A 24,285-nucleotide genomic window follows, 5' to 3' on the forward strand; every position below is an offset into this window, starting at 1 on the left:
ATCAGATTAAGAAATGACAAAGAGTGCATTACAAATTGCAAGAGCAGCTTACCAGCCAAAGGTTCCCGCTGCATTGAAAGGCGCTGTGAAAGCCGTAGATGGTGAGTATACACAATCAGTTGCCGATCAGGACGAAATCAAGAAATTGTTCCCGAACACGTACGGAATGCCAGTCGTTACTTTCGAAAAGAGTAACGAGAAGAAAGAGCTGCCGGCAATGAACGTCGGTGTGATCCTTTCCGGAGGTCAGGCTCCTGGTGGCCATAACGTGATTGCAGGTCTGTTCGACGGTATCAAGGCTAATAACGCAGCTTCTCGTCTGTATGGCTTTATCCTGGGACCTGGCGGTCTGATCGATCATAAATATATGGAACTGACAGCTGACATTATCGACGAATACCGTAACACGGGTGGTTTCGATATGATCGGTTCTGGTCGTACCAAACTGGAAACAAAAGAACAGTTCGACAAAGGGTTGGAAATCCTGAAAGAGCTGAACATCAAAGCTCTGGTTATCATCGGTGGAGATGACTCCAACACAAATGCCTGCGTATTGGCCGAATATTACAAGGCTACAGGTGCCGGCGTTCAGGTAATCGGCTGTCCGAAGACGATTGACGGTGACCTGAAGAACGAGCAGATCGAAACTTCTTTTGGTTTCGACACTGCTTGCAAGGTCTATTCCGAAGTTATCGGTAATATCCAGCGTGACTGTAACTCTGCACAGAAATACTGGCACTTCATCAAATTGATGGGACGTTCCGCTTCCCATATCGCTTTGGAATGTGCTTTGCAGACTCAGCCGAACATCTGTATCATCTCCGAAGAAGTGGAAGAAAAGAACATGTCTTTGGACGATATCGTGACGTATATTGCCGGAATCGTTGCCAAACGTGCTGCCGAAGGACATAACTTCGGTACGGTGCTGATCCCCGAAGGTCTGATCGAATTCGTCCCGGCCATGAAACGCCTGATTGCCGAGCTGAATGACTTCCTGGCTAAACACGATGCAGAATTCAAGATGATCAAGAAGAGCGAACAGCGTGCTTACATCATCAGCAAGCTGACAAAAGAAAATTCCGACCTGTATGCTTCTCTGCCAGAAGGCGTGGCTCGTCAGTTGTCTTTGGATCGTGACCCGCACGGAAACGTTCAGGTTTCTCTGATCGAAACAGAAAAGCTGCTGTCTGAAATGGTAGGCAAGAAGTTGGCTGAATGGAAAGCAGAAGGCAAATATAACGGTAAGTTCGCTGCACAGCACCACTTCTTCGGATATGAAGGCCGTTGCGCAGCTCCGTCCAACTACGATGCAGACTATTGCTATTCTTTGGGCTACACGGCTTCTTGCCTGATCGCTGCCGGCAAGACCGGTTATATGTCTTCCGTACGTAACACGACTGCTCCGGCTGACAAATGGATCGCTGGCGGTATCCCTGTAACCATGATGATGAACATGGAAAAACGTCACGGCGAAATGAAACCGGTTATCCAGAAAGCGCTGGTTAAGCTCGATGGTGCTCCTTTCAAGAAATTCGCAGCCAACCGCGACGAATGGGCTATGACGACAAGCTATGTTTATCCCGGTCCTATCCAGTACTTCGGTCCGACTGAAGTTTGCGACGAACCGACCAAGACATTGCAGTTGGAACAGGCAAAATAATATATCCGACGATATATAATTATCAATAAATGATAGAGGTAAGGCATTCCGCTTTACCTCTATTTTTTTTCATACTATCTGCTTCCATATAATAATTAAGTATTATTTTAATATGTGGCAATATAAGGTTTTTCCGTATCTTTGGACTTCGATAATCATTAAAACAACAATCTTATGTTTTCAGGAATTGTAGAAGAAACAGCTCAGGTCGTGGCGATCGAGCATGATAAGGACAACATTCATATCACGATGAAATGCTCTTTTGTCGATGAATTGAAGATTGACCAGAGTGTGGCCCATAATGGGGTTTGCCTGACAGTGGTCCGCAAAGATGGTGATACATTCACTACCACAGCTATGCGCGAAACCCTGGAACGTTCCAACCTGGGGCTGCTAAAACCCGGTTCGCTCGTGAATCTGGAGCGCAGTATGATGATGAACGGACGCCTGGACGGACATATCGTACAGGGACATGTTGACCAGACCGCCGTTTGCACAAGCGTGGAAGATGCCAACGGAAGCTGGTATTATACCTTCGAATATCCGTTCGATAAGGAAATGGCACAGCAGGGATATATCACTGTCGAGAAAGGTTCCGTCTGTGTCAACGGTGTCAGCCTGACCGTCTGCAATTCGAAACAGAACAGTTTTCAGGTGGCGATCATTCCGTATACGCACGATAACACCAACTTCTGCCAGATCGAAAAAGGTACGGTCGTCAATCTTGAATTCGATATCGTAGGTAAGTATATCAGTAAAATGATGCAGTTCAAATGAAAGATTTCCTCTCTTTAGCAAGCCGGCGTCAAAGTGACCGGGCTTTTGATCCGCAGCGTCCGGTTGAGAAGGAGAAATTGCAACGTATTCTGGAGGCGGCGTGTCTCGCGCCGTCTGCCTGTAATTCGCAACCTTGGCATTTTATCGTGGTGGATGATCCCGAACTGAAGAACCGGGTGGCGGACGCAACTTCGAACCGTGTTCTGGGAATGAATCATTTCACCAAACAGGCGCCCGTACATATCTTGGTCGTGGAGGAGAAACCGAACCTGACGGCAGGTATAGGCTCGTGGATCAAGGACAAGAATTTCTCCCATCTGGATATCGGCATAACGGCTGCCCATCTTGTGCTGGCTGCCGAAGACGAAGGGTTGGGAAGTTGCATAGTCGGTTGGTTCGATGAAACGAAAGTCCGTAAACTATTGGATATCCCCTCCGGCAAACGCGTTCTGTTGGATATCGTCATCGGCTATTCCACCCAGCCGGACAGACCCAAGAAGCGCAAAGATCCGAAAGAGGTGATCAGCTATAATCGGTATTGAATTCTACAGGTAAATAATGAAGGTGTCAAAACAGCCTTCATTATTTATTGTTTTGTCCCTTCCTTGATAATACATCTCCGTTTCCAGATCCCCGTCTTGTAATAAACGAAGGTCACGATCAACCCGATTGTGATGCTGAAACCGATCGCCCACCAGATTCCGCTACGTCCCAACCACGAACTGAGATAATAGGCAAGAGGAATACGGATTAGCCAGAGGCAAACCAAGCTGGTTATCATTGGAAATAGAGTGTCTCCGGCTCCCCTGAGCGCCCCGTTATACACATTCAGCGCTCCGTGTATGATGAAGAAACCACCGATAATCAGCAGATATTCCTTTCCGATCGCCACGACATCCGCGTCTTTCGTGAAAACCTTCATCATCTCGTCGCCGAACAGATAAACGGCAGTAAAAGTCAATAGCCCCAAGACTACATTTGTGTACATAGTAAACCGTACCCCTTTTTTCACCCGTTCCAGCTTCCCTGCTCCGATATTTTGTCCGCAAAAAGCGGCCAATGCTCCAGACAGGGTGAGGACGGCCTGTGTGATGATCGTATCTATTTTCCCGGCGGCTCCGTAGGCTGTCAGCGTGTTGGTCCCGAAACTGTTCACAATCCCCAACAAGGCGATCAACCCGAGGGCGATCGCGCATTGCTGTACGCTTGTCGGTAGTCCGATTTTCAGACTCTCTTTGAATAGCTTCCAGTCGAACAGCATATCTTGCTTTTTGATGGACAACAAAGGGTGCGTGTTGTTTACATACGCCAAAGCGATACACATACCGATCCCCTGCGAAATGACCGTCGCCCGTGCCGCTCCCTCGATGCCCCATTCGAATACGAGTATGAAAAGCAGGTCGAACACAATGTTCAGGATTGTCGTGATCAGAATGAACAGCATGGGACGGACAGACTCGCCTACACCTCGCAAAATCGAAATGATGCTGTTGAAGGTCACGAACAGAAATGTCCCTCCTATATAAATACGGAAATAAGCCACCGCTTGCGGAATGACCTCTTCCGGTGTATTGGTCAGGCGGAAAACCGGTTCGGCGAAAATAATCCCGGCAATGGACAATGTCACGCCCCCGACTAACATGAAGATGAAGAAGGACGAAAATGCAAGCTGCACCTTCTGGTACAGTTTAGCTCCGAAAAGTTGAGAAATGACTACCGTCGTTCCACTTCCGACACCGATCACGAATGAAATGATGAAGTAATAGATGAAGAAGGAAGCCGATACAGCCGCCAATGCCTCTTTCCCCAGAAACTGTCCGACAATAATGCTGTCTGTTATGTTATAGAACTGTTGCAGCAGATTCCCGATCAACAACGGTAATGCAAAGCGAACGATCACTTTCCATACCTTCCCCTTCGTCAGATCCGTATTTCCTTTTTTTTTGTCCATCCCCTAATAATTGTCAATTGTCAATTTCCCGTTGTCAATTGTTCAAAGGTCTTTCAATAAAATGTTATCATTTGCCTTAATCATGTCTTCGCGGGTTTTCAGCAAGGCTTTCCATTCTTTGTTGAACAATTTGGATGTATCGATTTTGAAGTTCTCCGATCCGTATTCGTCCATGCGGGTCAACAGGTAGCTGACTGTGATCTTGTTTATGTCGATCGCCGGTTGATAGTGGACAACGCGTTCATCGTTCCCGTAATTGACTTCGATAATAATGTGCAATTCGACCAACTGATAGAGTAGCTGTGTCGTGATGCGGATCGGTATGCGGTAAGCGTCCGACAGTTCATCCGCCGTATAAGGTTTTTCTCCCTTTACGAATCGTTTTACGATCAGGGAAGCAATCAGCAACGTGAGGAAATCTTTATATCGTCGGCTGATGTTCTTGCTGTCCCGTTCGAAACTGAATTTTTTCACGTTCTGGGAAGCATACGAAATTTCCGCTCCGAACAGGCAGATCAGCCATGACAGTTGCAACCACAGCAACAACAGGGGCAAGGCGGCAAAACTACCGTAAATAGCGTTGTATTTACTCACCCAAATCTGTCCACTGATGTAGATAAACTGAAAGAACTGGAAAGCGATGCCAGACAGGATTCCGGCAACCAGCCCGTTTACAAACCGAACCTTCGTATTGGGTAATGAAATATAAAGCCCCGTGAATGCAAGAATCGTAATGATATAAGGTGTTATGTTCAGTATGAGCTCGACTAACGGCGTAAAAAAGAAATATTGGCTGATAAACGAGTTTTGCAAAGTTGACAGGAAAATGGACAAACCACTGGAGGCCGTCATCAACACCGGAAGGATCAGGAATAAGGCCAGATAGTCGGATATTTTCCGGTACCACGGGCGTGATTTTTGTATCTGCCAAATATCGTTGAATGTATCTTCTATCGAAGAAATCAGGTTGATAACCGTGTAAAACAACAGGATTAAACCGACCCCGATGATTACGCCTCCCTGTGCCTGCGCCAAGTAGCTTTCCACGAACTCGAATGCTTTGCTCAGTTCGGCTTCATGTCCGGGAAAATAGTCGAACAGCTCCTGGCGTACTGTCCCTTGGAAACCAAACCCTTTGGCTATCCCTAACAATACGGCCAATAGAGGGACGATGGATAGCAACGTGCAGTAGGTGAGGGCTGATGCTTTTGTCTGCAGGTTTTCGCTCTGGAATCCTCTGACAGCAAGAATGATGGTCTTGATTATATTGATATAAAGTTCTTTCAGACCGCTTACTTCATTTTCGGTTATCCGCCAAATGTCGTAAGTGACGAAACGGATTGTTCTTGCCAATAAGGCGTTGATCCGTTCTCCAAGCGTCTTTTTATCGGTAGTCTTCATATATATAATAATGTGCCAATAAATTGAATGTGCCAATATACCAATAGAAAAACCATTGAATTGGCATATTGTTGAATTGGTATATTGGCACATTATAAAAAAGCAGTCTGCCTATAAGCCGGGTTCTGTACTCCCGCTTGTGCGGGAGCGTCTGCCATTTATCTCGTCTTACTGTCACCAGTAAGCTTTAGCGGTCTACCCCCCGGCATCGGACGAGCAATCCTACATGCGCCGGTATACATGACCTTACAACCCATAAGACGTACGGCATCCCATATTGCTATAGGACCCGGTGAGCTCTTGCCTCACCTTTTCACCCTTACCGGACGAATCCGGCGGTCGTTTTCTGTTACGTTACTCCACCCTCGCGGACAGCTTCCCGTTAAGAAGTATGGTGCTCTTTGTTGCCCGGACGTTCCTCCCACCTTGAAAGATGAGCGACAGACCGGCAGACTGCGATGGGGGCAAAGGTAATTCTTTTAATTGACAATTGGCAATTGAAAATTGAAAATTAGGATAGCCACATCAAAATAGTTCGATATGGTTCTCTTTTCATTTTCTGCCAGTCTAATTTGTTTTTGATGATGTCATGTATATGTTCGACGTTGTCATGTATATTTTCGGTATTGTCGTATATGTTTTCGACATTGTCGAAAATAGATTACATAGGCATCTAATGGCAGATTCATAGGGAACATTCTGCCTTTCCTGCTGTTATAGTATTGAATATATGACCATTTGTCAGACGGTCGATTGTTAAAAAGGTACTTTGCATTACACAGTACTGTTAATCGCAGTTAAGCCCTCGCAGAGTGCCGTTAAAAGTGATAAAAAAACAGTCCCAAATGGAATAATCGCACGTTTTTTGAGCTTTCTTTGTCGAAAGAAAAGTGTTAAATTTAAATGTTTGATAAAATAGTAAGAGTATGAAAAAGATGTGGAAAAATGTGCTTGGTGTAGTTCTCGTAGCTGCAATCAGCGCGGGTGCGGCAGTTGGGACAAGTGCTTACTTGATTAATAAGAATCAATCGGTATATGGTACTTCCGGCTCAACCAATACCTTCAATCAGCCGATCCGGTTAGCCGGTTATAATACGGTTGCTGCAGAGAATACGGATTTTACTACGGCTGCAGAAAGTACGGTTCATGGCGTTGTGCATATTAAGGCCACGACTAATGCCAAACAATATGCCGACGGAGGGAATCAGCAGCAGTATGTCGATCCGTTTGAATACTTCTTCGGATTTGGAGGACGTGGAGGTTTTCAACGCCCGCAACCGCAACCAAAGGTAGGAGCTGGTTCAGGGGTGATCATTTCGACAGATGGATATATCATAACGAACAATCATGTGATTGATGGAGCGGATGAATTGGAAGTGACATTGAATGATAACCGTAAGTTTGTTGCTAAATTGGTCGGAACCGACCCGACGACGGATATCGCTTTGCTTAAGATCGATGCGAAAGACCTTCCTACCATTCCGTTCGGTGATTCTGAAAAACTGAAAGTAGGAGAGTGGGTGTTGGCTGTAGGTAACCCGTTTAATCTTACTTCCACGGTTACAGCCGGTATTGTGAGTGCGAAAGGGCGTGGCATCTCGATGGGAGGTGGAGATAAGAGCAAGATCGAGTCGTTTATCCAGACTGATGCTGCCGTGAACCCTGGTAACAGTGGTGGAGCGCTGGTGAATACGAAAGGTGAGTTGATAGGTATCAATACCGCTATTTATTCCGAAACAGGGAACTTTGCCGGTTACTCTTTTGCTGTACCTATCAGCATTGCGGGGAAAGTGGCAAACGACTTGAAACAGTATGGTACGGTACAGCGTGCAATCCTGGGCGTACAGATTATGAGCGTGGGTGACATTGCCGACATGCTGGGTTATCCGAATCTGCCGGCTAAGCAGAAGGAAGAACTGAGCGCCTTGAAATCTAAAATAAAAGTTTCCGAAGGTGCGTGTGTGTCTGATTTCGCAGATCGCAGTACTGCTAAGGAAGCCGGAATTGAGAAGGGCGACGTGATTGTAGCCGTAAATGGTGCAAAAGTGAAATCTGCAAATGCTTTGCAGGAACAGATCAGTAAATATCGTCCGGGTGACAAAGTACAGGTAACGGTAGACCGTAATGGTAGCACCAAGACATTTAATGTAGAACTTCGTAATGCACAGGGAAGTACGGCCGTTGTAAAAAGTGCCGCCGACAGTGGCGAAGTTTTAGGAGCTGCTTTTAGTGCGTTGACAAACGAGCAAAAACGTGAATTGGGTGTAAGCTATGGTATTGAAGTGACCGGTTTGCTTAATGGTAAACTGAAAGATGCCGGAATCAAAAAAGGATTCATTATCATGGTTGTGAACGATCAGAAGATTTCGTCGCCCGAACAACTGGAGAAAATAGTTGACAAGGTTTTGAAAGGCAGTGAAAACGATCGTTACATCGTAGTGAAAGGTTTTTATCCGAATGGACGTACGAAAGTATATGCTATAGATCTGGCCGAATAATAAAATAACGTTATATTCGTCTTATTTGGCGGGAAGATTGTTAAAGGTTTATAATTGGCTGGGTGTAGGGTGCATCCAGCCAATTCTGTCAATAAAAATAATATTATCTTTGCACCCTGATATTCTCAATATAAAAACATTGGATGAGACAGTTAAAGATCACAAAGTCCATTACCAATCGCGAAAGCGCTTCTCTTGACAAGTATCTTCAGGAAATAGGCCGTGAAGATCTGATCACAGTAGAAGAAGAAGTAGAATTGGCACAGGCTATCAAAAGAGGCGACCGGAGAGCATTGGAAAAATTAACCAGAGCGAATCTGCGTTTTGTTGTATCTGTAGCTAAACAATATCAAAATCAGGGGTTAAGTTTACCGGATCTTATTAATGAAGGTAACCTGGGGTTGATTAAGGCAGCTGAAAAATTTGACGAGACCAGAGGCTTTAAGTTTATTTCCTATGCTGTGTGGTGGATTCGTCAGTCTATTTTGCAGGCTTTGGCAGAACAGTCAAGAATCGTACGTCTTCCGTTGAATCAGGTGGGTTCGTTGAATAAAATCAGCAAAGCCTTCTCTAAATTCGAACAAGAAAATGAACGAAGACCTTCTCCTGAAGAACTTGCAGACGAATTGGATATTCCGGTAGATAAGATTTCGGATACCTTAAAAGTATCGGGAAGGCATATCTCGGTGGATGCCCCGTTTGTGGAAGGCGAAGACAACAGCCTTTTGGATGTGCTTGTTAACGATGATGCTCCTATCGCTGACCGGTCGTTAATGAACGAGTCATTGGCAAAAGAAATTGATCGAGCCCTTGCTACATTAACCGAAAGAGAATGTGAGATAATCAAAATGTTTTTCGGTATAGGCTGTCAGGAAATGACATTGGAAGAGATTGGCGACAAATTTGGCCTCACAAGAGAGCGCGTCCGCCAGATCAAGGAAAAAGCAATTAGAAGATTAAGGCAAGGAACACGTAGCAAGCTCCTCAAATCGTATTTAGGTTAATCTCCTTAGGAGAAAAACAAAAGGATTTAAAAGCCTCTTATCCGTCAGGGTAAGGGGCTTTCTTATTGGTATGACCTCGGTTCAGTCTTTCTTACGTACATTATTATACATATAAAAAGTCCGTTTGCATGAATTGAAAATAGCGGCCTGTATCATACAGAAAAAAGTTTGGGTTGTAACAGTCAGTGTTTCAGAAGTTATCGTAAAAACATCACAAGAGGGATAAAAAATAGTTGCAAAAATGTTTGGTGCGTATGTTGTAAAGCATTACTTTTGCATCCGCATTCGAGAGAGAACGCAGGTGTTTAAATGATGAAACAAAAAACTTTTGAAAAAAGTTCCGAAGAAATTTGGAAGTTAAAAATAAAAGTTGTTATCTTTGCACCCACGTTCGTTAAATGAACGCACAAGTTCTTTGAAAGATTTACATATCAACAAGTAGTACAAGAGACGTATTAATAATACGAAACATACCGTCAAGGACTACAATAAAGAGACGAGATTCTGAGCGAAGGTATAAAAAACTCTTTTTCTATTGATTCAATCCTATATTTCAGAAACCCTTTGATGATATGCGGAGGATGGTGTATCGGGCAGAATTGCCCTATGTGAAGCCCCCAATACGGGACATAAGCATCTTTCCATATTTCATTTTGAAATGGTCCGGCTTCCTCCACAAGACCACCTTCATTTACTTTGAGCCATAACAGGTCTTGACCTTTGTCCTCTAAAACTATCTTAACCATCGCCTATGCCATTTTAAGTTTCTCTATCTCGGTATATACTCGCCTCAGACCTCCACGTGTCTTGCGTACAATCTGCGCTATATCCGCACCTGCCGGAGCATTTACTTTAGCCACCGTCCGAGCTTGGGTATTCAAAAACGCCTCACGCTCCTTGCCGTCATCAGGTGTCACCTTGCTGTAACGGTCTCCATAACGGCTCAACATCTCAGTATAGCCCACTTTCTTACATTCTATCGAACGATTGATTTTTTCTTTCAAACCATCCGCACCCATCATATACCAAGCACAACTGCGTTCGGTGGCATTCCACAAAGCCTTCAGCTCAAGGAACGCCTCATACTGCAAATCCCCGGCCTCGTCCAAAATAATAAGCGGATTCTCAATGGAACGGAGGTAATAAGTCAAATCCTCGTATACATCGCTATATTTACCTTTGGCATCCACTCCGAACTCCGCAGCTATCTTACGCACCAGCTTCAGCTTAGTCTTCACCTGCGAGCAGTCGATATACACGGCATTCTTGTGGTTCTGCACATAATACCTTGCAGTAAAAGTCTTTCCGATGTTTGGAATGTCGCATAGGATAGCCGACAGGCTCGACTGCTGGGAGAACTCAAGCTGGGCGGTTATATACTCGAACGTGGCGGTCTTGGCAACCTTCCACTCCATATCGGCACGGAGGCCCACACCCAAACGACGGGCTATACTTATCCAGTTGGCATCACTAAGGGCTTTATCCGTCTGTCCGTTCTTAATGGCACTGTACACCGATGTGCTGATGCCAAGGGAGGCGGCATGTTTCGCGTCACTCGGATAGTTCGCACGGTTGGCAGCTATCGCTCCCAAAATCTTCTGTTTTTGCGCTTCTGTAATCATAATTCAAACGCTGTTATAATGTTATTCTAATCGTATTCTTACATATCTCCAATAGCCATTGCCGCCATATTGGTCGGCTGCCATTCGTAAGCTTCATCGAGTTCTTCAGGAACAGGTGCCGTAGATAATACAAGGCTTTCCGTTTCCTCATCTTCTTCCTCACGTTGGACCGGTGCCACACCTACCTGACCGATAGCGTTATCACGTACCCATTTGTCAAAGTGACTCATTATCTTTGCCTGTTCCGTATAAGCTGCCTTATCTTCTTCGGTCTGTTCCGCCATTACACGGCTATAAGTCACAACCGGGCGCACCTTGTCGATATAGCGGTCATTCTGATACAGGAACACATCGGTCGGTTTGCCTTCCTCATCCGGCAAATAGAAAGCCGTCACCTTGCGGTTATTAGACTCCAACTTCTCAAGAACCTCCGGACCGCTCAGCCACCAGTCAGCGCATGCCACACGTACCGTACTATTCCGTCTTACGCTTGTTTCCACCCTCTCGCCAATATAACGGCTCAGGGTCAGTTTATCAAGCGGGCGCAGAGTCGGGTTGATTCTCGACACAAGCACATCCCAGCGGGTCATGCCCGGATATTTCTTCTGGTTGGGGTGCAGCGTGTTGTTCCATTCAGCACAATCCCTGCGGTCATCTGCCACAAGTTCCTCAAACGTATAATATTTCCTATCCTCGTAGGTATGGTTCCCACTGTCGCTGATTTTCTTCTGATCCACACGCCGTGCCCCTTTACCGTACCAACGACCCACTCCTTCATGGTTCTTATGGGCGATGGTAGTCTTGAACGCGCCGTTCAACGGTTCAGCATATTTGTCCTGAGAGTTCAACGGTGCACAAAAGTGCACAAACTTGAACACCTCACCGGCTTTCAGGAAGCCCTCCTTGTACTTGCTCATCAAATGCTGCTCCACCTCGATACCGGCAGGCATCCCCCACCCGTTACGCTCAATCAGGCGGAACATATCCCGGAAACAGGCAACCACAAGAGCTTCGTCTTTATCACGGCCGTAAGCAAGCCCCACACGGCACTGGCTCACCACATCGTAGGCATAATAAGCATGTACGTATTCACCACCCTTCATGCGACGCGGAAGATCCACGTCATCCATCGTAATCTGGGACAAGGAGAACTCTCCACTGTGGCGGTGCATGTGTGGCATTTGCTCGTGGTAGAATTCCGACCACCCACGACGCTTTTTCTCTATGAGTACCTGGTTGGCCGGCTTGTTCAAGATGTTGCGAATGGTACTTTCGCTCAGTTCTTTCGGATCACCGTTCTTATCCGTAAAATCGTTATGGTTGAATATTTCCCCGGTTTCCAAATCCCATACCTCCAACTCACCGCACACAAAGGAGATATACATCTCGTGTACGTCACTGCCATAAGGCTGGTTCGGCAGCACCGTGATGCTCAGCACGAGACGCTCGGTCTTGTAATCCACTTTCCTCGCACACTGGTTACCGAACTTTCCACTGATAAGGCACTCATAACCGTACTGCTTGTACTCGTTCACCTTCTTTCGGAAACGCAAGGTACTCGCCGGCAAATCATGCCCGAACTCTTCGCGCAGCGTCTCAATGGTAGTAGCCATCATGCTCCAATCATACTTCTCTCCCATTAACTTTCGATAATCACGACTACGATTGTACAACTTGATACAAGTATTCAGTACTGAAGCATTTATCGCATACTTTCTGGCAAGCTCGTCAGAAGCCTTATCGCTGGACTGCCGGGCAGCCCAATCCATAAAGAAAGCGACGGCAGCCTGATCAAGCTCGTAATTCGATATTATCCAGCCACGCAAAAGCACGGCATTGCCACCAGGATATTTCTCCTCGACTTTTTCTTTGTAAGAGGTAGGCAGACTATCAATAACAATCAAAGCTCCATTTCCTTTCGCTCCACCACCACGACGTGCTACCTTTATCCGGCCACTGGATGCCATATACTTGTAATTCGGAACAGTCATTATTCCGCCATCAACAAGTTCACGAAACGATATGCAAAGTTTGTTATCGAAAAATTCCATACTCACACCTCCTTATTTCAATGCGGCCGCAAAATTTTGGATGCTGTCTATATTGGAAAATGTCACATTATCATAATGTCTCACCTCTTCCCCTTTATAAATCACCACACCCGTGCTGTCGTTTTTACTGATCTCTAACAATGCGCCGTTCGGAAAATATTGGCGTATCACGTTATCATGGTCGTGTAGTGTCTCCATAACCGGAGCAACCGCCATTAAAATACCACCACGCTCACGGGCGGTCTTCTGGATCCTACGGATGGTATCCGTATCCTGCTCAAAACGCAGGGCTTTCCAAACCGTCACGCTGCTTACTTTGAATTTCTTGGCCAAAAACTGACGATCCTCACTTGTTACATGAATATACTTCTTCATATTCCACTTATTTAAATTCGTTTATAATCGGTTTCAAACTCACGCCGTAGCAGCTCATCAAGCGCCGAATAAGATTCTTTACATAAAAATCAGGTGCGGAAAACACAATCCCGGTCTCTTCAGTGTATCTGAAACTGATACCGTCCATCATCAACACGTAAGCGACTTTGTGCTTCACGCTTTGTGTCTGCCATTCTTTGATTTCTTCGTTCATTTTCTTTAAGTGCTAAAATTCGTTATTCTCGACCCTTTTCTGTATCTTTGGCCGCTCGTTAATTTATTAACTCGATGCAAATATAGTGTGAGATTTTCATACTACAAAATATTTAAGTGTAATTTTTCATACCAAACTCATTTTATGGAGGAAAATATCAGATTCATTCAAATACTTGACGAGTTAAAAGCTCAAGGGCAAATAACCGATTATGTACAAGCAGCAAGCATACTTGGCACAAATAAAGCTGGCATAAGCGACATAAAAAGTGGTCGGAAGAAATTATCAATAGAGCTACTCAGAAGTCTGAAATATTCATACCCTAATATTTCGATTGATTGGATCATCATGGGAACAGGGGATGCTTTCATAACAATGAAAGAGAAGCAGGAAACCACAGATGCACACTTATTCGTACAAACCATAACCCAACAAGCGGAAGAAATCGGCCGTCTCAAAGAACAAATTCGCCAAATGAATCTTGAAAAAGGGAAACCTGCATCGGATGCGTACACTTCTGGAGATGCAAATGTAGGGTAGAGCGCACTTTTACCATCCGGAGAACATGAAACGTTACCCTGAGGATACCCCCGATTATACCTTCAGACTCCCCTCTCTCAGTATTCCCCCTCCATCCACCCCATATAATCGCCTGAAAAGGACTGATAATCCGTTATATAATAATGTATGCTTTTTATAGGTGGTGGTTTTTAGGGTGGGTGTATCAAGGCATCTTTTACACCTATCATTCAAAAAACCATATTTTACCATACTTCCAACTACCCCCTCTCAAAACCGTGTTTACTAACCCCAGTTCTTATAAAAACTAACCCCACTTTCTAACCCCAATACTATCCCCACCTCCAAAATTGCCACTCCAAGTGTCACACCAAATGTAGAAATCGCCATCTGAGAGCACAAAAAAAGGAGACCATAAGTCTCCCCTACAAGAATAACTGCAGAATGGTGTTTTTCTTTCGTTCTAATGCCATTCTAATCTATTCACCTATCTCCTCTCCTACTCCCTGAAATAAGCGTAGATTGCTTGATTATAGCCCTTTTAGTGCATACTGTTCCATTACCGGACAGACCGGCATGTAACAGATAATTCTTGGTCGCACCCACCTGTTCCGCCGTCAAAACCGTATAAACAGCCGAAATACTACTAAAATACCAATCTCTTCGCTTTGTTCCGTCTATTCCGTGCGTCAAATGCACATGTATAACCTTTGCCATATCACTATATTTTATAGTGCAAATATACTAAATAATCATTATATGGAATATTTTATAAACATATAATCCAAAAACAAGGCATAAAAAAAGCGGTCTACAACCGCTATCTTCCTCTCCTACTTACACACCATGTAAACTTCATGTAAGCCCATTTAAAGCAATCGCCAAACCGATGAAACCCAAACAGCCCCCCTCGTAAACAGAAATTAAACCTGCGTAAACGTTTCGTTTTGCGGGAGTTCCTTCTATCCTTCCCCGTAACCTATTGTATTATAAAGCGATGTGTTGTTTTATTCAATATATCGTTTTATACGCTTCGTTCTGTGCCCCGTATATAGCATCCATAACAGAACGAGCAAGATAATTTTCCAGCCATTGCCCTTTACCATCATTATGGTTGACCTGCCATACTTTGTTTACGAAAAGTTCACGTGGCCGGCTTCTCACCATGGATCCTGCCAATTCCAAATTTGAATAGACCGATTCGGGCACTTCATCCCAAACAATACCGCTTTGGCAGCCGGAAAGGACAGTTATACCCAAAACGAACGTAAATATTAAATTCTTTATTTTCATGATTTTCTTGTTTTACATTATTGATAACTTCTGTTTTCCCACCCTGGGTTTTGAACAAAATTGCCATTTACATCCAATGTTGTGCGAGCAAAAGGTAATTTATAGTATACGGCATCATTAAATTTACGTTCATAGTAAACCACATTTCCACTCAGAGATGTAATTTGGCGGATATCAAAATGAGGCGTGAAATATTGGGGGTCATCTTTAGAGGCCAAATATCCGTTTTCTTCTACTTCTGAACTTTCAATTCCTTTACGAAAAATGAACATGCCCTTAGACGATTGGTTTAACTCTTCAATGGTTGTTTTACCTTCCGATTCGCCCCATCTCAGCAAGTCGAAATAACGGAATCCAGGAATTTCGAATGCAAATTCGATACGACGTTGTAATTTGTATTCTTCCCACAGATTGTGACCAACCACCGATTCGTCAAAACTATCCAAGCCTGCGCGATTACGAATTTGGTCAACAGCATCACGTACTTCGTTTTCTCTTCCACCCAACTTATAGGCTGCTTCTGCATAGTTTAACAATGCTTCAGCATAACGGACTTGAAAATAAGAAAGCGCAGATTGAGTGTAATTAACCGTTCCGTCTTCATTAAAACGCCCTACCGTATATTTCGTCGGATAATAGCTTGTTACAGTCGATTGTGCACGTCCTGTAATCGCTAACTTTTCAGAATTCCTGAATTCTGTATGAAGCGCACTATATCTTTCCGAACGGGTCGGTACCGATAAGTCGATCCATGTACGAACCAAATACCGATGTTCATTTCTATTAGCGAAATAACTACTGTCATAAATGATCGTGGCATAGAAACGTTTATCACGGTCAGTATACATTTGTAGGTAATTTTCGCTTTCAGCGGCCAATTCTCCATTTTCATTTAGAGTTACACCCATTTCTTTTGCTTGAGTTGTTTTCCACCATTGCATCCATTTACCTGTAGCTTTATCTCTCTGATAGTAACAATCAACCAATTCCTGCGTAGGGTATGAACCGCCACGATCCCCTCCCCAATCAGGAGAGAAATTAGTAGTCGCACCATACATACGTCCTTCCGGATGTGAATACTTCATCGGACTGAACCCAGATCTATTTGCTTCGTTAAACATGACCGGCCAAATGGCTTCTACCGATTGATGTCCGGTAGAAGTATTGAACAGATTACTATAATCCGGATCCAGTTGATATTTGCCAATCACTGATTTTGCAGCGTCATAAGCCAGTTGATAATAATGGTCCGCATTTTTTGAGAATCTATAAAGAGCCTTACTTTCCGTTGATCCCGATAGCCTATCGTAAAGGCCTTTTACTGACGCTTCGGCAGCACAAGCAGCAGCTAATGCAGAACGCGATTTTAACACTTGTACAGCCTGCTCGTTTATCAATCCCAAAGTAGGCGTAACGGTTGTCTGCTTAAAATATTCCAATGCTTTGTCATAATCAGACAAAATTTGATCAAAGACCTCTTCGCGACTGTTTTGTGGCAGCATGGTCTCATCGAAAATAGTCATTGTTCTTGTTATGATCGGCATGACCCCCCAGAATCTTTCCATGTCGGCATAGAATAATCCACGGAAAGCATAGCTTTCCGCCAACAGTTGAGCGCGTTCCGAATCGGTCATATTGGGAACTTCCGGTATACGTTCGATAGCCAAGTTCGCCTGACGGATTTTTTTATAACCGGCATCCCATGGGGCTCCGATTAGACCGGTGACGCTGTTGAGTTCATCATATTCCCTATAATTGAAGCTATACTGGCGAAACGTATTCTGGTCGCGGTCAATATTACCGCAAGCATTGTCGGACCATTGTTCCGATTGAAATGCAATATTTGCACCTGCCGGACTCCACAAATAAAACTGATTGACCAATGTGCGCGTCAATTGAGCATTTGACCAAAATTGTTCTTCGCCAATTTTGTTAGTCGGTTCTATTCCTAACGGATCACAACCAGAAAGACTAACCGCAGCGCATAAGGCTAATATATTTAATTTCTTCATCTTATTCTTTTCTAATGTATTACAATGTTAATGTTGCACTCAATGTGAATGAACGTTGAGTCGGATAGCTTCCCAATTTGTTACCTCCCCAAATAGAGTTAGCGGGCAAATATTCAGGATCTGTCATGTTATGGAACGGGTTGCTTTTCTTCACCCATGTACAAACATTGTTGGCAATGAAGTTTACGCTTAACCCTTTGATGTAATCTACTTTTTTAAGAACCCGACGTTTCAAATCATAGCTGACACTGATGTTCTTCAATTTCAGATATGAAGCATCGTATGCCCATACATCGACATAATTATACCCCCATCCGTAGCTGGAATTTGTCGGCAATGGAAGTTTATTGGCAATAGGATTGCTTGGCGTATAAGATTCTTGGAATAAATATTTACCATATTTCCAGTAATAATCCTGTTGCGAACGAGCCGGAGATGTCACATCACCGGAGACACTGGTCGCTCCTTGGAAAAAGACTTCAAAACTAAAATCTTTCCATCCCATACCCAATGTGACACCATACAATGTTTGGGGCGTCGTACCTCCACCTTCATTATATGCATAGTCGGCAATACCTAACACACCATCGCCGTTACGGTCATCCATACGGAACGTACCGATCGTGTGGTTGCGTTTAAAATGCAAATAGGAGTTATACATATCATCGTAAGAAGTGAAAATACCATTTGTCTGCCATGAAGTTCTATAGGTTTCCGCATGAGCATTTACCCCCAAATCATTCAGGTTGGCATAGTAATAATCGGTACTTTTATCAGCATGTCTTACTGTTACTTCTTCCCAATGCGTATAGTTTGCACCAAGCCTATAAGTGAAGTCGCCGATACGGTCGTTCCAATTTAAAGAAAATTCCACACCGCCTTTATGAGTTGTCACGTATGGAGCATTCATTTTCGGCGTATTAGGCAAACCTAAGATCGGGGTATAAGTCAGCTCCGGATTCATATCTATTTCATCACCCTTATCCAAGTACAGGTAGGTATCGAATGATCCGGACAAACGGTCTTTCAAAAAACTGAAATCAACACCTCCACTAATTTGCTGTGACTCGCCCCATGTCAGATTGCTGGATACATTGGTTTCTGTCCAAGCTGAATTTGCCCCCATGTTTTCTCCTAACAGAATCGTATTAGTCAGGCCATATTGGTTCATATAGCTGAATGGTTGGGACAATTCGTTACCCACAATACCATAGCCGACACGTATCTTGAATGAGTTGATCAAATCAGTGTTCAGAATGTCTTTGATGAATGTTTCCTCCGTAAGCATCCACCCTGCTGATGCAGCGTAGAAGAATCCCCAACGTTTATCCGGGTGGTAGCACAACGATCCGTTATAGTTGGCACTCAATTGTAACATATATTTGCTGTCGTAATCATAAGTGAGACGACCAACCAAAGAAGCTGACCCCCATAGCCCTTCGTCCCCGCTCATTGAGTCCATGGTCGATCCTCCGTTTATCTGCGTATTATAAATAGCCGGATAACCATATTTTTTAGCCATTGTCGAATTAGTCCTTCTCTTTTGACTGGTATAGTTGAGCATCGCACTCAAGTTGTGTTTGCCAAACGAACGGACATAGTCGGCTTGGACAATACCGGTTGTCAACGAATAATTATTCCAAGTCTGAGACAATTTGGCATTATTGGGGTTATAGCTGTTTTCCTGAGTTGAATACGGAGCACTGTATACGCCTATTTGCGGATATTCGAATGTCTTATTCATGGAATTGCTGTAGTTGAAGTTGACACTTGTACTAACAGATAATCCTTCTACCCACGGTAAACTCCATTTTAAACCGATGTTACTTTGCAAACGATAGTCATCTGTATTATTGAAACCTGTTCGTAAGCGGGCATCCAAGCTATTGGATCTTTCCAATCCTGTTGTCCAGTTTCGAGGAATATTGTTCGCTTCATTGTCTTCAATCAAGATGTTATTAAAAATATTATCACCGCCATACGGTTTTTTATTTTTAGCCATCACTCCATTCAAATTCAATGTAAATCTTAAACTTTTATCCTTCAAAAGATAAGCATCCGTATTGACAATGGCGTTATACTGTTCATAGTTGTAAGAATCACTGATACCAGATTGGTTCATATATCCCAAACTCGAATAATATCTAACTCTTTCGCTACCGCCTCTTACGCTCAAGTTTGTTTGTGACATGGGTTGAACATGGTCGAACCAATCCCATGGGTCATAGTCGCCATAATAGTTTTCAATGTCCCCACCTTGTGTTTTAAATGGATTGAAATAGTCGGCGATTTCATTCTGTGTAAACCCTAAACCGTATTTTTGGTTAACCATGTCGGTGATTTCCTGACGGCCATATCCTTGAGAAGAGAGGTGAGCCATGTAGTATTTGGACATTTCCGTTGCGTTGTATGCCGGGCTTTCAGCCATGCTTGCTGCATACAATTCGTTCTTTTTATTCACGTAGTCCCAAGTACTCATAGGCTTGAACTTATAAGACGGCGTCATTATGGTCATTTTTTGGCTTACCGATATTTCCAGCATGCCATCTTGTCCTTTTTTGGTAGTCACCACCACAACACCGTCTTTTGCACGCGGACCGTATACAGCTGTAGCTGACGCATCCTTCAGAATACTCATAGAAGCAATGTCATCCGGACGTAAACGGTTGAAGAAGACTTCACCTTGGCTGGTTTCCATTACCACATCGTCAATTACATACAGTATTTGGCTACCACCACGAATCCAAATTTTGGATGTTTCACCTGGGGCTCCCGACCGTGCTTGTGAGATAATACCTGATACACGACCACCTAATCCGTCACTGGGAGAAGTTACCGGTAATTTGGCTATTGATTCGATTTTGACGTTTACGGCTGCCGCAGTCAGTGTTTTGGTTTTCTGAACGCCACTAAAACCAGTCACCACAACTTCGTCTAAGGCCTGTGAATCTTCCTGAAGTTTGACGTTCAAGTTAGAAGTTCCTGTGTACTTGACCTCTTGAGTTGTGTAACCGACAAAAGAAATTTGAATCGTAGCTCCATTCTTGACATCTTCTAATACAACTCTACCGTCTAAGTCGGTGATATTACCATTAGTTGTACCTTTTACAACTACAGATGCTCCGGTTACAGGACCGAAATCATCCACAACAAAAACCGTCACCTTCCCATTTTGCTGGGAAATGTTTACGTTTGGTTTAATGGGAACTATGTCTGCCATTATGTTCTCTGACGAACAAAATGCACCGGCAAGTAGCATTAAACCAATTGGATTGAAGTTTTTCAACATAATTAATTTAGTTTGATATTAATTAGAAATAGGTATAAATTGTGTTTTTTCATAATAAACAAAACTGATTATATATCACAAACTACGCAGTTCATGCATCATAAGCAATGTTATTCATGTCTTCCAAAACATTTTATTTTCTTTTCACCCGTATCATTAATTTATTATATTTCGGGATATTACGTTGCAACCGTAAATACATTCACATTCACATATCCTCATAAAAAGTTAAATTTCCTATATTGCCATGAATTTTTATTTTTTCCGTTGTCATATCAATATTTGTTTAATTAGTTCCATAAGAACTGTGGTTTTTTATTCACACCAATTAACTAAATCAGCGTATTTTCAAGAGTAGATTTGTTAATTTATAAAAAACAGAATGTTTTTTCGCTTTTTATCAAAGCGTTATTGTATATTTGTCACAAATTTTATATCGTAGTTCTTATGGAACTAATTAAACGCAAGTTTATTTTAACATTTACAAGTAAAGAATAAACAAATATCAACAAATCAACACCAACAATTGGCCTCTTAGCCCCTAAACAATCCGAGCATAGATATATCACCCTGCATTTTTCCGGTATGCTTCTCGATCATAATCCTATTAGATAGCAATAGGAATTTAACTAAAAGAAAAACGGGATAAAAGTATTTTTACTTTTATCCCGTTTTTCTTCAGAGCAAATGAATTGCTCTTGATTATAATATCTTATTTACTTAATCATATCAAATCCCGTATACGGAACCAACGCTTTGGGGATGCGGATACCTTCGGGGGTTTGGTTGTTTTCGAGCAAGGCGGCTACGATACGCGGCAAAGCCAATGCGCTTCCATTCAGCGTGTGGCAGAGCTGTGTCTTTTTGTTTTCGTCACGGTAACGGCATTTCAGACGGTTTGCCTGGTAATTGTCGAAGTTTGAAACCGAACTTACTTCCAACCAACGTTTCTGGGCTTCCGAATAAACTTCGAAGTCGAAGCAGATAGCTGCCGTGAAACTCATATCACCACCACAAAGGCGCAAGATACGATAAGGAAGTTCCAGTTTCTGGAGCAACCCTTCGACATGGTCCAGCATTTCCTGATGAGACTGTTTGGAATGTTCCGGTTTGTCGATACGAACCAATTCCACTTTGGAGAATTCATGCAGGCGGTTCAGTCCGCGTACATCTTTTCCATAAGAGCCGGCTTCGCGACGGAAACACTGCGTATAGGCACAATTCTTGATCGGCAACTGCTTTTCATCGAGGATAACATCACGATAGATATTGGTGACCGGAACTTCGGCTGTCGGGATCAGATAAAGGTCATCCACTTCGCAATGATACATCTGTCCTTCTTTATCGGGCAACTGGCCTGTACCATAACCGGAAGCTGCATTCACGACTGTCGGCGGCATGACTTCCGTATAACCGGATTTGCGGGCTTCATCCAGGAAGAAGTTTATCAGCGCACGCTGCAACTGCGCACCCTGTCCTTTGTAAACCGGGAAACCGGCACCTGTGATCTTCACGCCCAGGTCGAAATCGATCAGGTCATATTTCTTTGCCAACTCCCAATGAGGCAGTGCGTCTTTCGGCAGTTCCGTCTCCATACCGCCCATCTTTTCAACCTTATTATCGTCAGCACCCACACCTTCGGGCACTTCTTCGTAAGGGACGTTCGGGATTGTATAGAGCAGGTTCTGCATATCTTCGGCTGCCTGATCCATTTCTGCCTGGAGAGTCTTGTTGGCTTCCTTGATCTCGGCAACACGTTGCTTAGCGATCTCGGCTTCTTCTTTTTTACCTTCTTTCATCAGCATGCCGATGGCCTTCGAAGCCTGGTTCACCTCTGCCAGGTTTTTATCTAATTGATTTTGCGCACCACGTCTTTTATCGTTCAGTTCGATCACTTTTGCTATGCTTTCCCGTGCACCTTTAAAGTGTTTCTTTTCCAGACCACGGATCACCCGGTCTGTTTCTTCCGTAATTACTTTAAGTGTCAACATACTTCAATGATGTTTTTTTATTTGAGTTGCAAAGATAATCAAGATTTATGATTTATGATTTATGATTTATGATTTATCATCGACGCATAAATCATAAATCATAAATTCCTCACCCGTCCGCCTGCAAGCCACGACCGGACATAATAAGGTTCGCTTAGGCTGCTGACGATCACGCCGTTCGAAGTGCTGGTATGGATGAACTTTCCGTTTTTCAGATAGATACCGACATGATTGGGCACATTCTTCTTTCCCCTGCCCGTCCGGAAAAACACAAGGTCGCCTTCTCTCAAATCGGCACGACTGATTTTCTTGCAATTATGTTTCAGCATATCGGCCGACGAACGAGCCAATTGTTTTCCATATACTTCACGGAATACGATCGCCACAAAACCGGAGCAGTCCACTCCTTTTTTTGTTAATCCTCCCAGCCGGTGAGGGACACCAAGCCATCTGGCCCCTTCATTATACAGATATATATTATCGTCCGAAGTCAGACGGACACCGTAGAGCCGGGAGAGTTCCTTCGGCCCTTTGAAATCTGCCGGCAAGGCAACCTGCTGCTTCTTGCTGCCGCAAGACGTAAGCGTCAGGATCAAAAGCAACAGGATTCCGATATAATAAGATGTGATAAAATTTCTACGCGTCATGATGGCAAAGATAACAAAAAATCATTCCCCGATAATCGCCATCTCTCTTTTTTAAGGTAAGCGCCAGACTGCCGAAATATTACGAATCGAGCCTTTGTCGTCAAGTTGCCAAACGATCCGGTTGTTGCGATCTATTTCCACAAGTTTCGGCTGGGATTTATCCTTGCTATGCCCGTTCCAGTTACAGAGCAGCGTCGTCCCGTCGCCATAACGGGATAACTCGGCGACAAACAGAAGAGACAGGCCTTCCAAATCGTCAGACGTAACCGAACGTTCGATTTTCCATGTTTTGGTATCTATTTCAACCCAACGATGCCCATCGCCACATCCGACCAACAAACGCTTGCCTCTTTTCAATTGCTTGACAGAAAAAGGAGCACCACCCACCTCCACTCGGTTTATAATCTGCCCGGAGACGTTCATCTCAATCAATTCACCGGAACCGAAAAGAGGGATCAGATACGTGTTTCGCTTCGTTTTCTCAATCTGGCGAAACTGGTCATGTACAGTTTTAATACCCGTTTCAAAACGAATCTCCTTGACAGGATATCCTTCTTTGTCCAACTCGACTATCCTTGCCGGATGCCCGCAAATAGCAAGCAGGTAACCTCCGTCAGACAGCTGTGTAGCCGTAAAAAGTTCTTCGTTCCGGTCGACCTTATAGTCCCAGATAACGCGTTGTTCCGGTGTGATAAGCCGTGCACCGGCGGTATAGGCGTAAAGGATATTCCGTTCACGAGTGACTTCCACGTCGTTACAGTCTTCCCCTTTGCCAATCGTATGCACCCATTCGAAACGGCAAGTCCGCCTATCGACAACAGCCACCTTATCCCAGCCGCAGCCGGCAAGCAAAAACTTTTCACCTTTATATTTTTTCCGGAAAGAAAAAGAAGAATCCTCCGGTTTTCCTGCCTGTACCGTACAGGTAATCAGGCAGGAAAGAAGGACAGACATGAGTATTTGGTTTGAAAATCGTATCAT

Annotated in this window: 20 protein-coding genes and 1 other RNA gene; 6 read left to right on the plus strand and 15 right to left on the minus strand. The window is 43.9% G+C overall.

Going from position 1 to position 24,285, the window contains the following annotated elements:
* Positions 1 to 13 precede the first annotated feature (13 nt).
* The 3 genes from BQ9893_RS05640 (at position 14) to BQ9893_RS05650 (ending at position 2,979) form a co-directional block, all read left to right on the plus strand.
* A complete protein-coding gene (locus BQ9893_RS05640) occupies positions 14 to 1,660 on the plus strand; it encodes a diphosphate--fructose-6-phosphate 1-phosphotransferase (protein WP_075965113.1) in 1,647 nt (548 codons plus the stop codon).
* A 174-nt stretch (positions 1,661 to 1,834) separates the two neighbouring features.
* Positions 1,835 to 2,437, plus strand: a complete 603-nt coding sequence (locus BQ9893_RS05645; protein WP_075965114.1) for a riboflavin synthase — start codon at positions 1,835 to 1,837, stop codon at positions 2,435 to 2,437.
* A complete protein-coding gene (locus tag BQ9893_RS05650; RefSeq protein WP_075965115.1) occupies positions 2,434 to 2,979 on the plus strand; it encodes a nitroreductase family protein in 546 nt (181 codons plus the stop codon). The genes BQ9893_RS05645 and BQ9893_RS05650 overlap by 4 nt, the downstream gene beginning before the upstream one ends.
* A 44-nt stretch (positions 2,980 to 3,023) precedes the next feature.
* On the opposite strand, the gene BQ9893_RS05655 is transcribed toward BQ9893_RS05650, so the two are convergent.
* The 3 genes from BQ9893_RS05655 to rnpB all read right to left on the minus strand — a co-directional run bounded on the left by BQ9893_RS05655 (position 3,024) and on the right by rnpB (position 6,246).
* Positions 3,024 to 4,388, minus strand: coding sequence for an MATE family efflux transporter (locus BQ9893_RS05655; RefSeq protein ID WP_075965116.1), 1,365 nt, complete (start codon positions 4,386 to 4,388; stop codon positions 3,024 to 3,026).
* 42 nt (positions 4,389 to 4,430) lie between these two features.
* Positions 4,431 to 5,789, minus strand: coding sequence for a YihY/virulence factor BrkB family protein (locus tag BQ9893_RS05660; protein WP_075965117.1), 1,359 nt, complete (start codon positions 5,787 to 5,789; stop codon positions 4,431 to 4,433).
* A 98-nt stretch (positions 5,790 to 5,887) separates the two neighbouring features.
* Positions 5,888 to 6,246, minus strand: an RNA gene (rnpB, locus tag BQ9893_RS05665) — RNase P RNA component class A.
* A 469-nt stretch (positions 6,247 to 6,715) separates the two neighbouring features.
* Between rnpB and BQ9893_RS05670 the strand changes: the two genes are divergently transcribed.
* Both BQ9893_RS05670 and BQ9893_RS05680 read left to right on the plus strand, forming a co-directional pair.
* On the plus strand, positions 6,716 to 8,287 hold the full coding sequence (locus BQ9893_RS05670; RefSeq protein WP_075965118.1) for a Do family serine endopeptidase: 1,572 nt from the start codon (positions 6,716 to 6,718) through the stop codon (positions 8,285 to 8,287).
* A 143-nt stretch (positions 8,288 to 8,430) separates the two neighbouring features.
* Positions 8,431 to 9,291 carry a sigma-70 family RNA polymerase sigma factor gene (locus tag BQ9893_RS05680; protein ID WP_005641668.1) on the plus strand — a complete coding sequence of 287 codons (861 nt, stop codon included), beginning with the start codon at positions 8,431 to 8,433 and terminating at the stop codon, positions 9,289 to 9,291.
* 476 nt (positions 9,292 to 9,767) lie between these two features.
* Here BQ9893_RS05680 and BQ9893_RS05685 read toward each other — a convergent pair whose 3' ends face one another.
* Genes BQ9893_RS05685 through BQ9893_RS05705 form a run of 5 tightly spaced genes read right to left on the minus strand, consistent with a single transcriptional unit; the run spans position 9,768 to position 13,553 of the window.
* Entirely contained in the window at positions 9,768 to 10,037 is a 270-nt protein-coding gene (locus BQ9893_RS05685; protein WP_075965119.1) for a hypothetical protein, read from the minus strand.
* A gap of 3 nt (positions 10,038 to 10,040) precedes the next feature.
* Positions 10,041 to 10,913: an AAA family ATPase gene (locus BQ9893_RS05690; protein ID WP_075965120.1), complete on the minus strand. Its 873-nt coding sequence runs from the start codon at positions 10,911 to 10,913 to the stop codon at positions 10,041 to 10,043.
* 38 nt (positions 10,914 to 10,951) lie between these two features.
* Positions 10,952 to 12,964 (minus strand): hypothetical protein, encoded by a 2,013-nt coding sequence (locus tag BQ9893_RS05695; protein WP_075965121.1) that lies wholly within the window; start codon positions 12,962 to 12,964, stop codon positions 10,952 to 10,954.
* Between the two features lie 12 nt (positions 12,965 to 12,976).
* Positions 12,977 to 13,339: a hypothetical protein gene (locus tag BQ9893_RS05700; protein WP_075965122.1), complete on the minus strand. Its 363-nt coding sequence runs from the start codon at positions 13,337 to 13,339 to the stop codon at positions 12,977 to 12,979.
* A 7-nt stretch (positions 13,340 to 13,346) separates the two neighbouring features.
* Complete coding sequence (locus BQ9893_RS05705) at positions 13,347 to 13,553, minus strand: hypothetical protein (RefSeq protein ID WP_008620891.1); 207 nt, start codon at positions 13,551 to 13,553, stop codon at positions 13,347 to 13,349.
* Between the two features lie 144 nt (positions 13,554 to 13,697).
* On the opposite strand from BQ9893_RS05705, the gene BQ9893_RS05710 reads away from it, so the two are divergent.
* Positions 13,698 to 14,093, plus strand: a complete 396-nt coding sequence (locus BQ9893_RS05710) for a hypothetical protein (RefSeq protein WP_008778294.1) — start codon at positions 13,698 to 13,700, stop codon at positions 14,091 to 14,093.
* A 462-nt stretch (positions 14,094 to 14,555) separates the two neighbouring features.
* On the opposite strand, the gene BQ9893_RS05715 is transcribed toward BQ9893_RS05710, so the two are convergent.
* The 7 genes from BQ9893_RS05715 to BQ9893_RS05745 form a co-directional block, all read right to left on the minus strand.
* A complete protein-coding gene (locus BQ9893_RS05715) occupies positions 14,556 to 14,789 on the minus strand; it encodes a hypothetical protein (protein WP_075965123.1) in 234 nt (77 codons plus the stop codon).
* A 294-nt stretch (positions 14,790 to 15,083) separates the two neighbouring features.
* Positions 15,084 to 15,365 (minus strand): hypothetical protein, encoded by a 282-nt coding sequence (locus BQ9893_RS05720; protein WP_244155061.1) that lies wholly within the window; start codon positions 15,363 to 15,365, stop codon positions 15,084 to 15,086.
* A gap of 17 nt (positions 15,366 to 15,382) precedes the next feature.
* Positions 15,383 to 17,377, minus strand: coding sequence for a RagB/SusD family nutrient uptake outer membrane protein (locus BQ9893_RS05725; RefSeq protein ID WP_075965124.1), 1,995 nt, complete (start codon positions 17,375 to 17,377; stop codon positions 15,383 to 15,385).
* 19 nt (positions 17,378 to 17,396) lie between these two features.
* The gene (locus BQ9893_RS05730; RefSeq protein WP_244155062.1) at positions 17,397 to 20,597 is read right to left on the minus strand and encodes a SusC/RagA family TonB-linked outer membrane protein; all 3,201 of its coding nucleotides are present in this window, start codon (positions 20,595 to 20,597) and stop codon (positions 17,397 to 17,399) included.
* A gap of 785 nt (positions 20,598 to 21,382) precedes the next feature.
* Positions 21,383 to 22,657 carry a serine--tRNA ligase gene (serS, locus tag BQ9893_RS05735; protein ID WP_075965126.1) on the minus strand — a complete coding sequence of 425 codons (1,275 nt, stop codon included), beginning with the start codon at positions 22,655 to 22,657 and terminating at the stop codon, positions 21,383 to 21,385.
* Between the two features lie 98 nt (positions 22,658 to 22,755).
* Positions 22,756 to 23,304, minus strand: coding sequence for a C40 family peptidase (locus BQ9893_RS05740; RefSeq protein WP_075965127.1), 549 nt, complete (start codon positions 23,302 to 23,304; stop codon positions 22,756 to 22,758).
* A 51-nt stretch (positions 23,305 to 23,355) separates the two neighbouring features.
* Positions 23,356 to 24,285 (minus strand): beta-propeller domain-containing protein, encoded by a 930-nt coding sequence (locus tag BQ9893_RS05745; RefSeq protein WP_244155063.1) that lies wholly within the window; start codon positions 24,283 to 24,285, stop codon positions 23,356 to 23,358.

The sequence above is a fragment of the Parabacteroides massiliensis genome (assembly GCF_900155425.1).
In the GTDB taxonomy this organism is placed as follows: Bacteria; Bacteroidota; Bacteroidia; order Bacteroidales; family Tannerellaceae; genus Parabacteroides; species Parabacteroides massiliensis.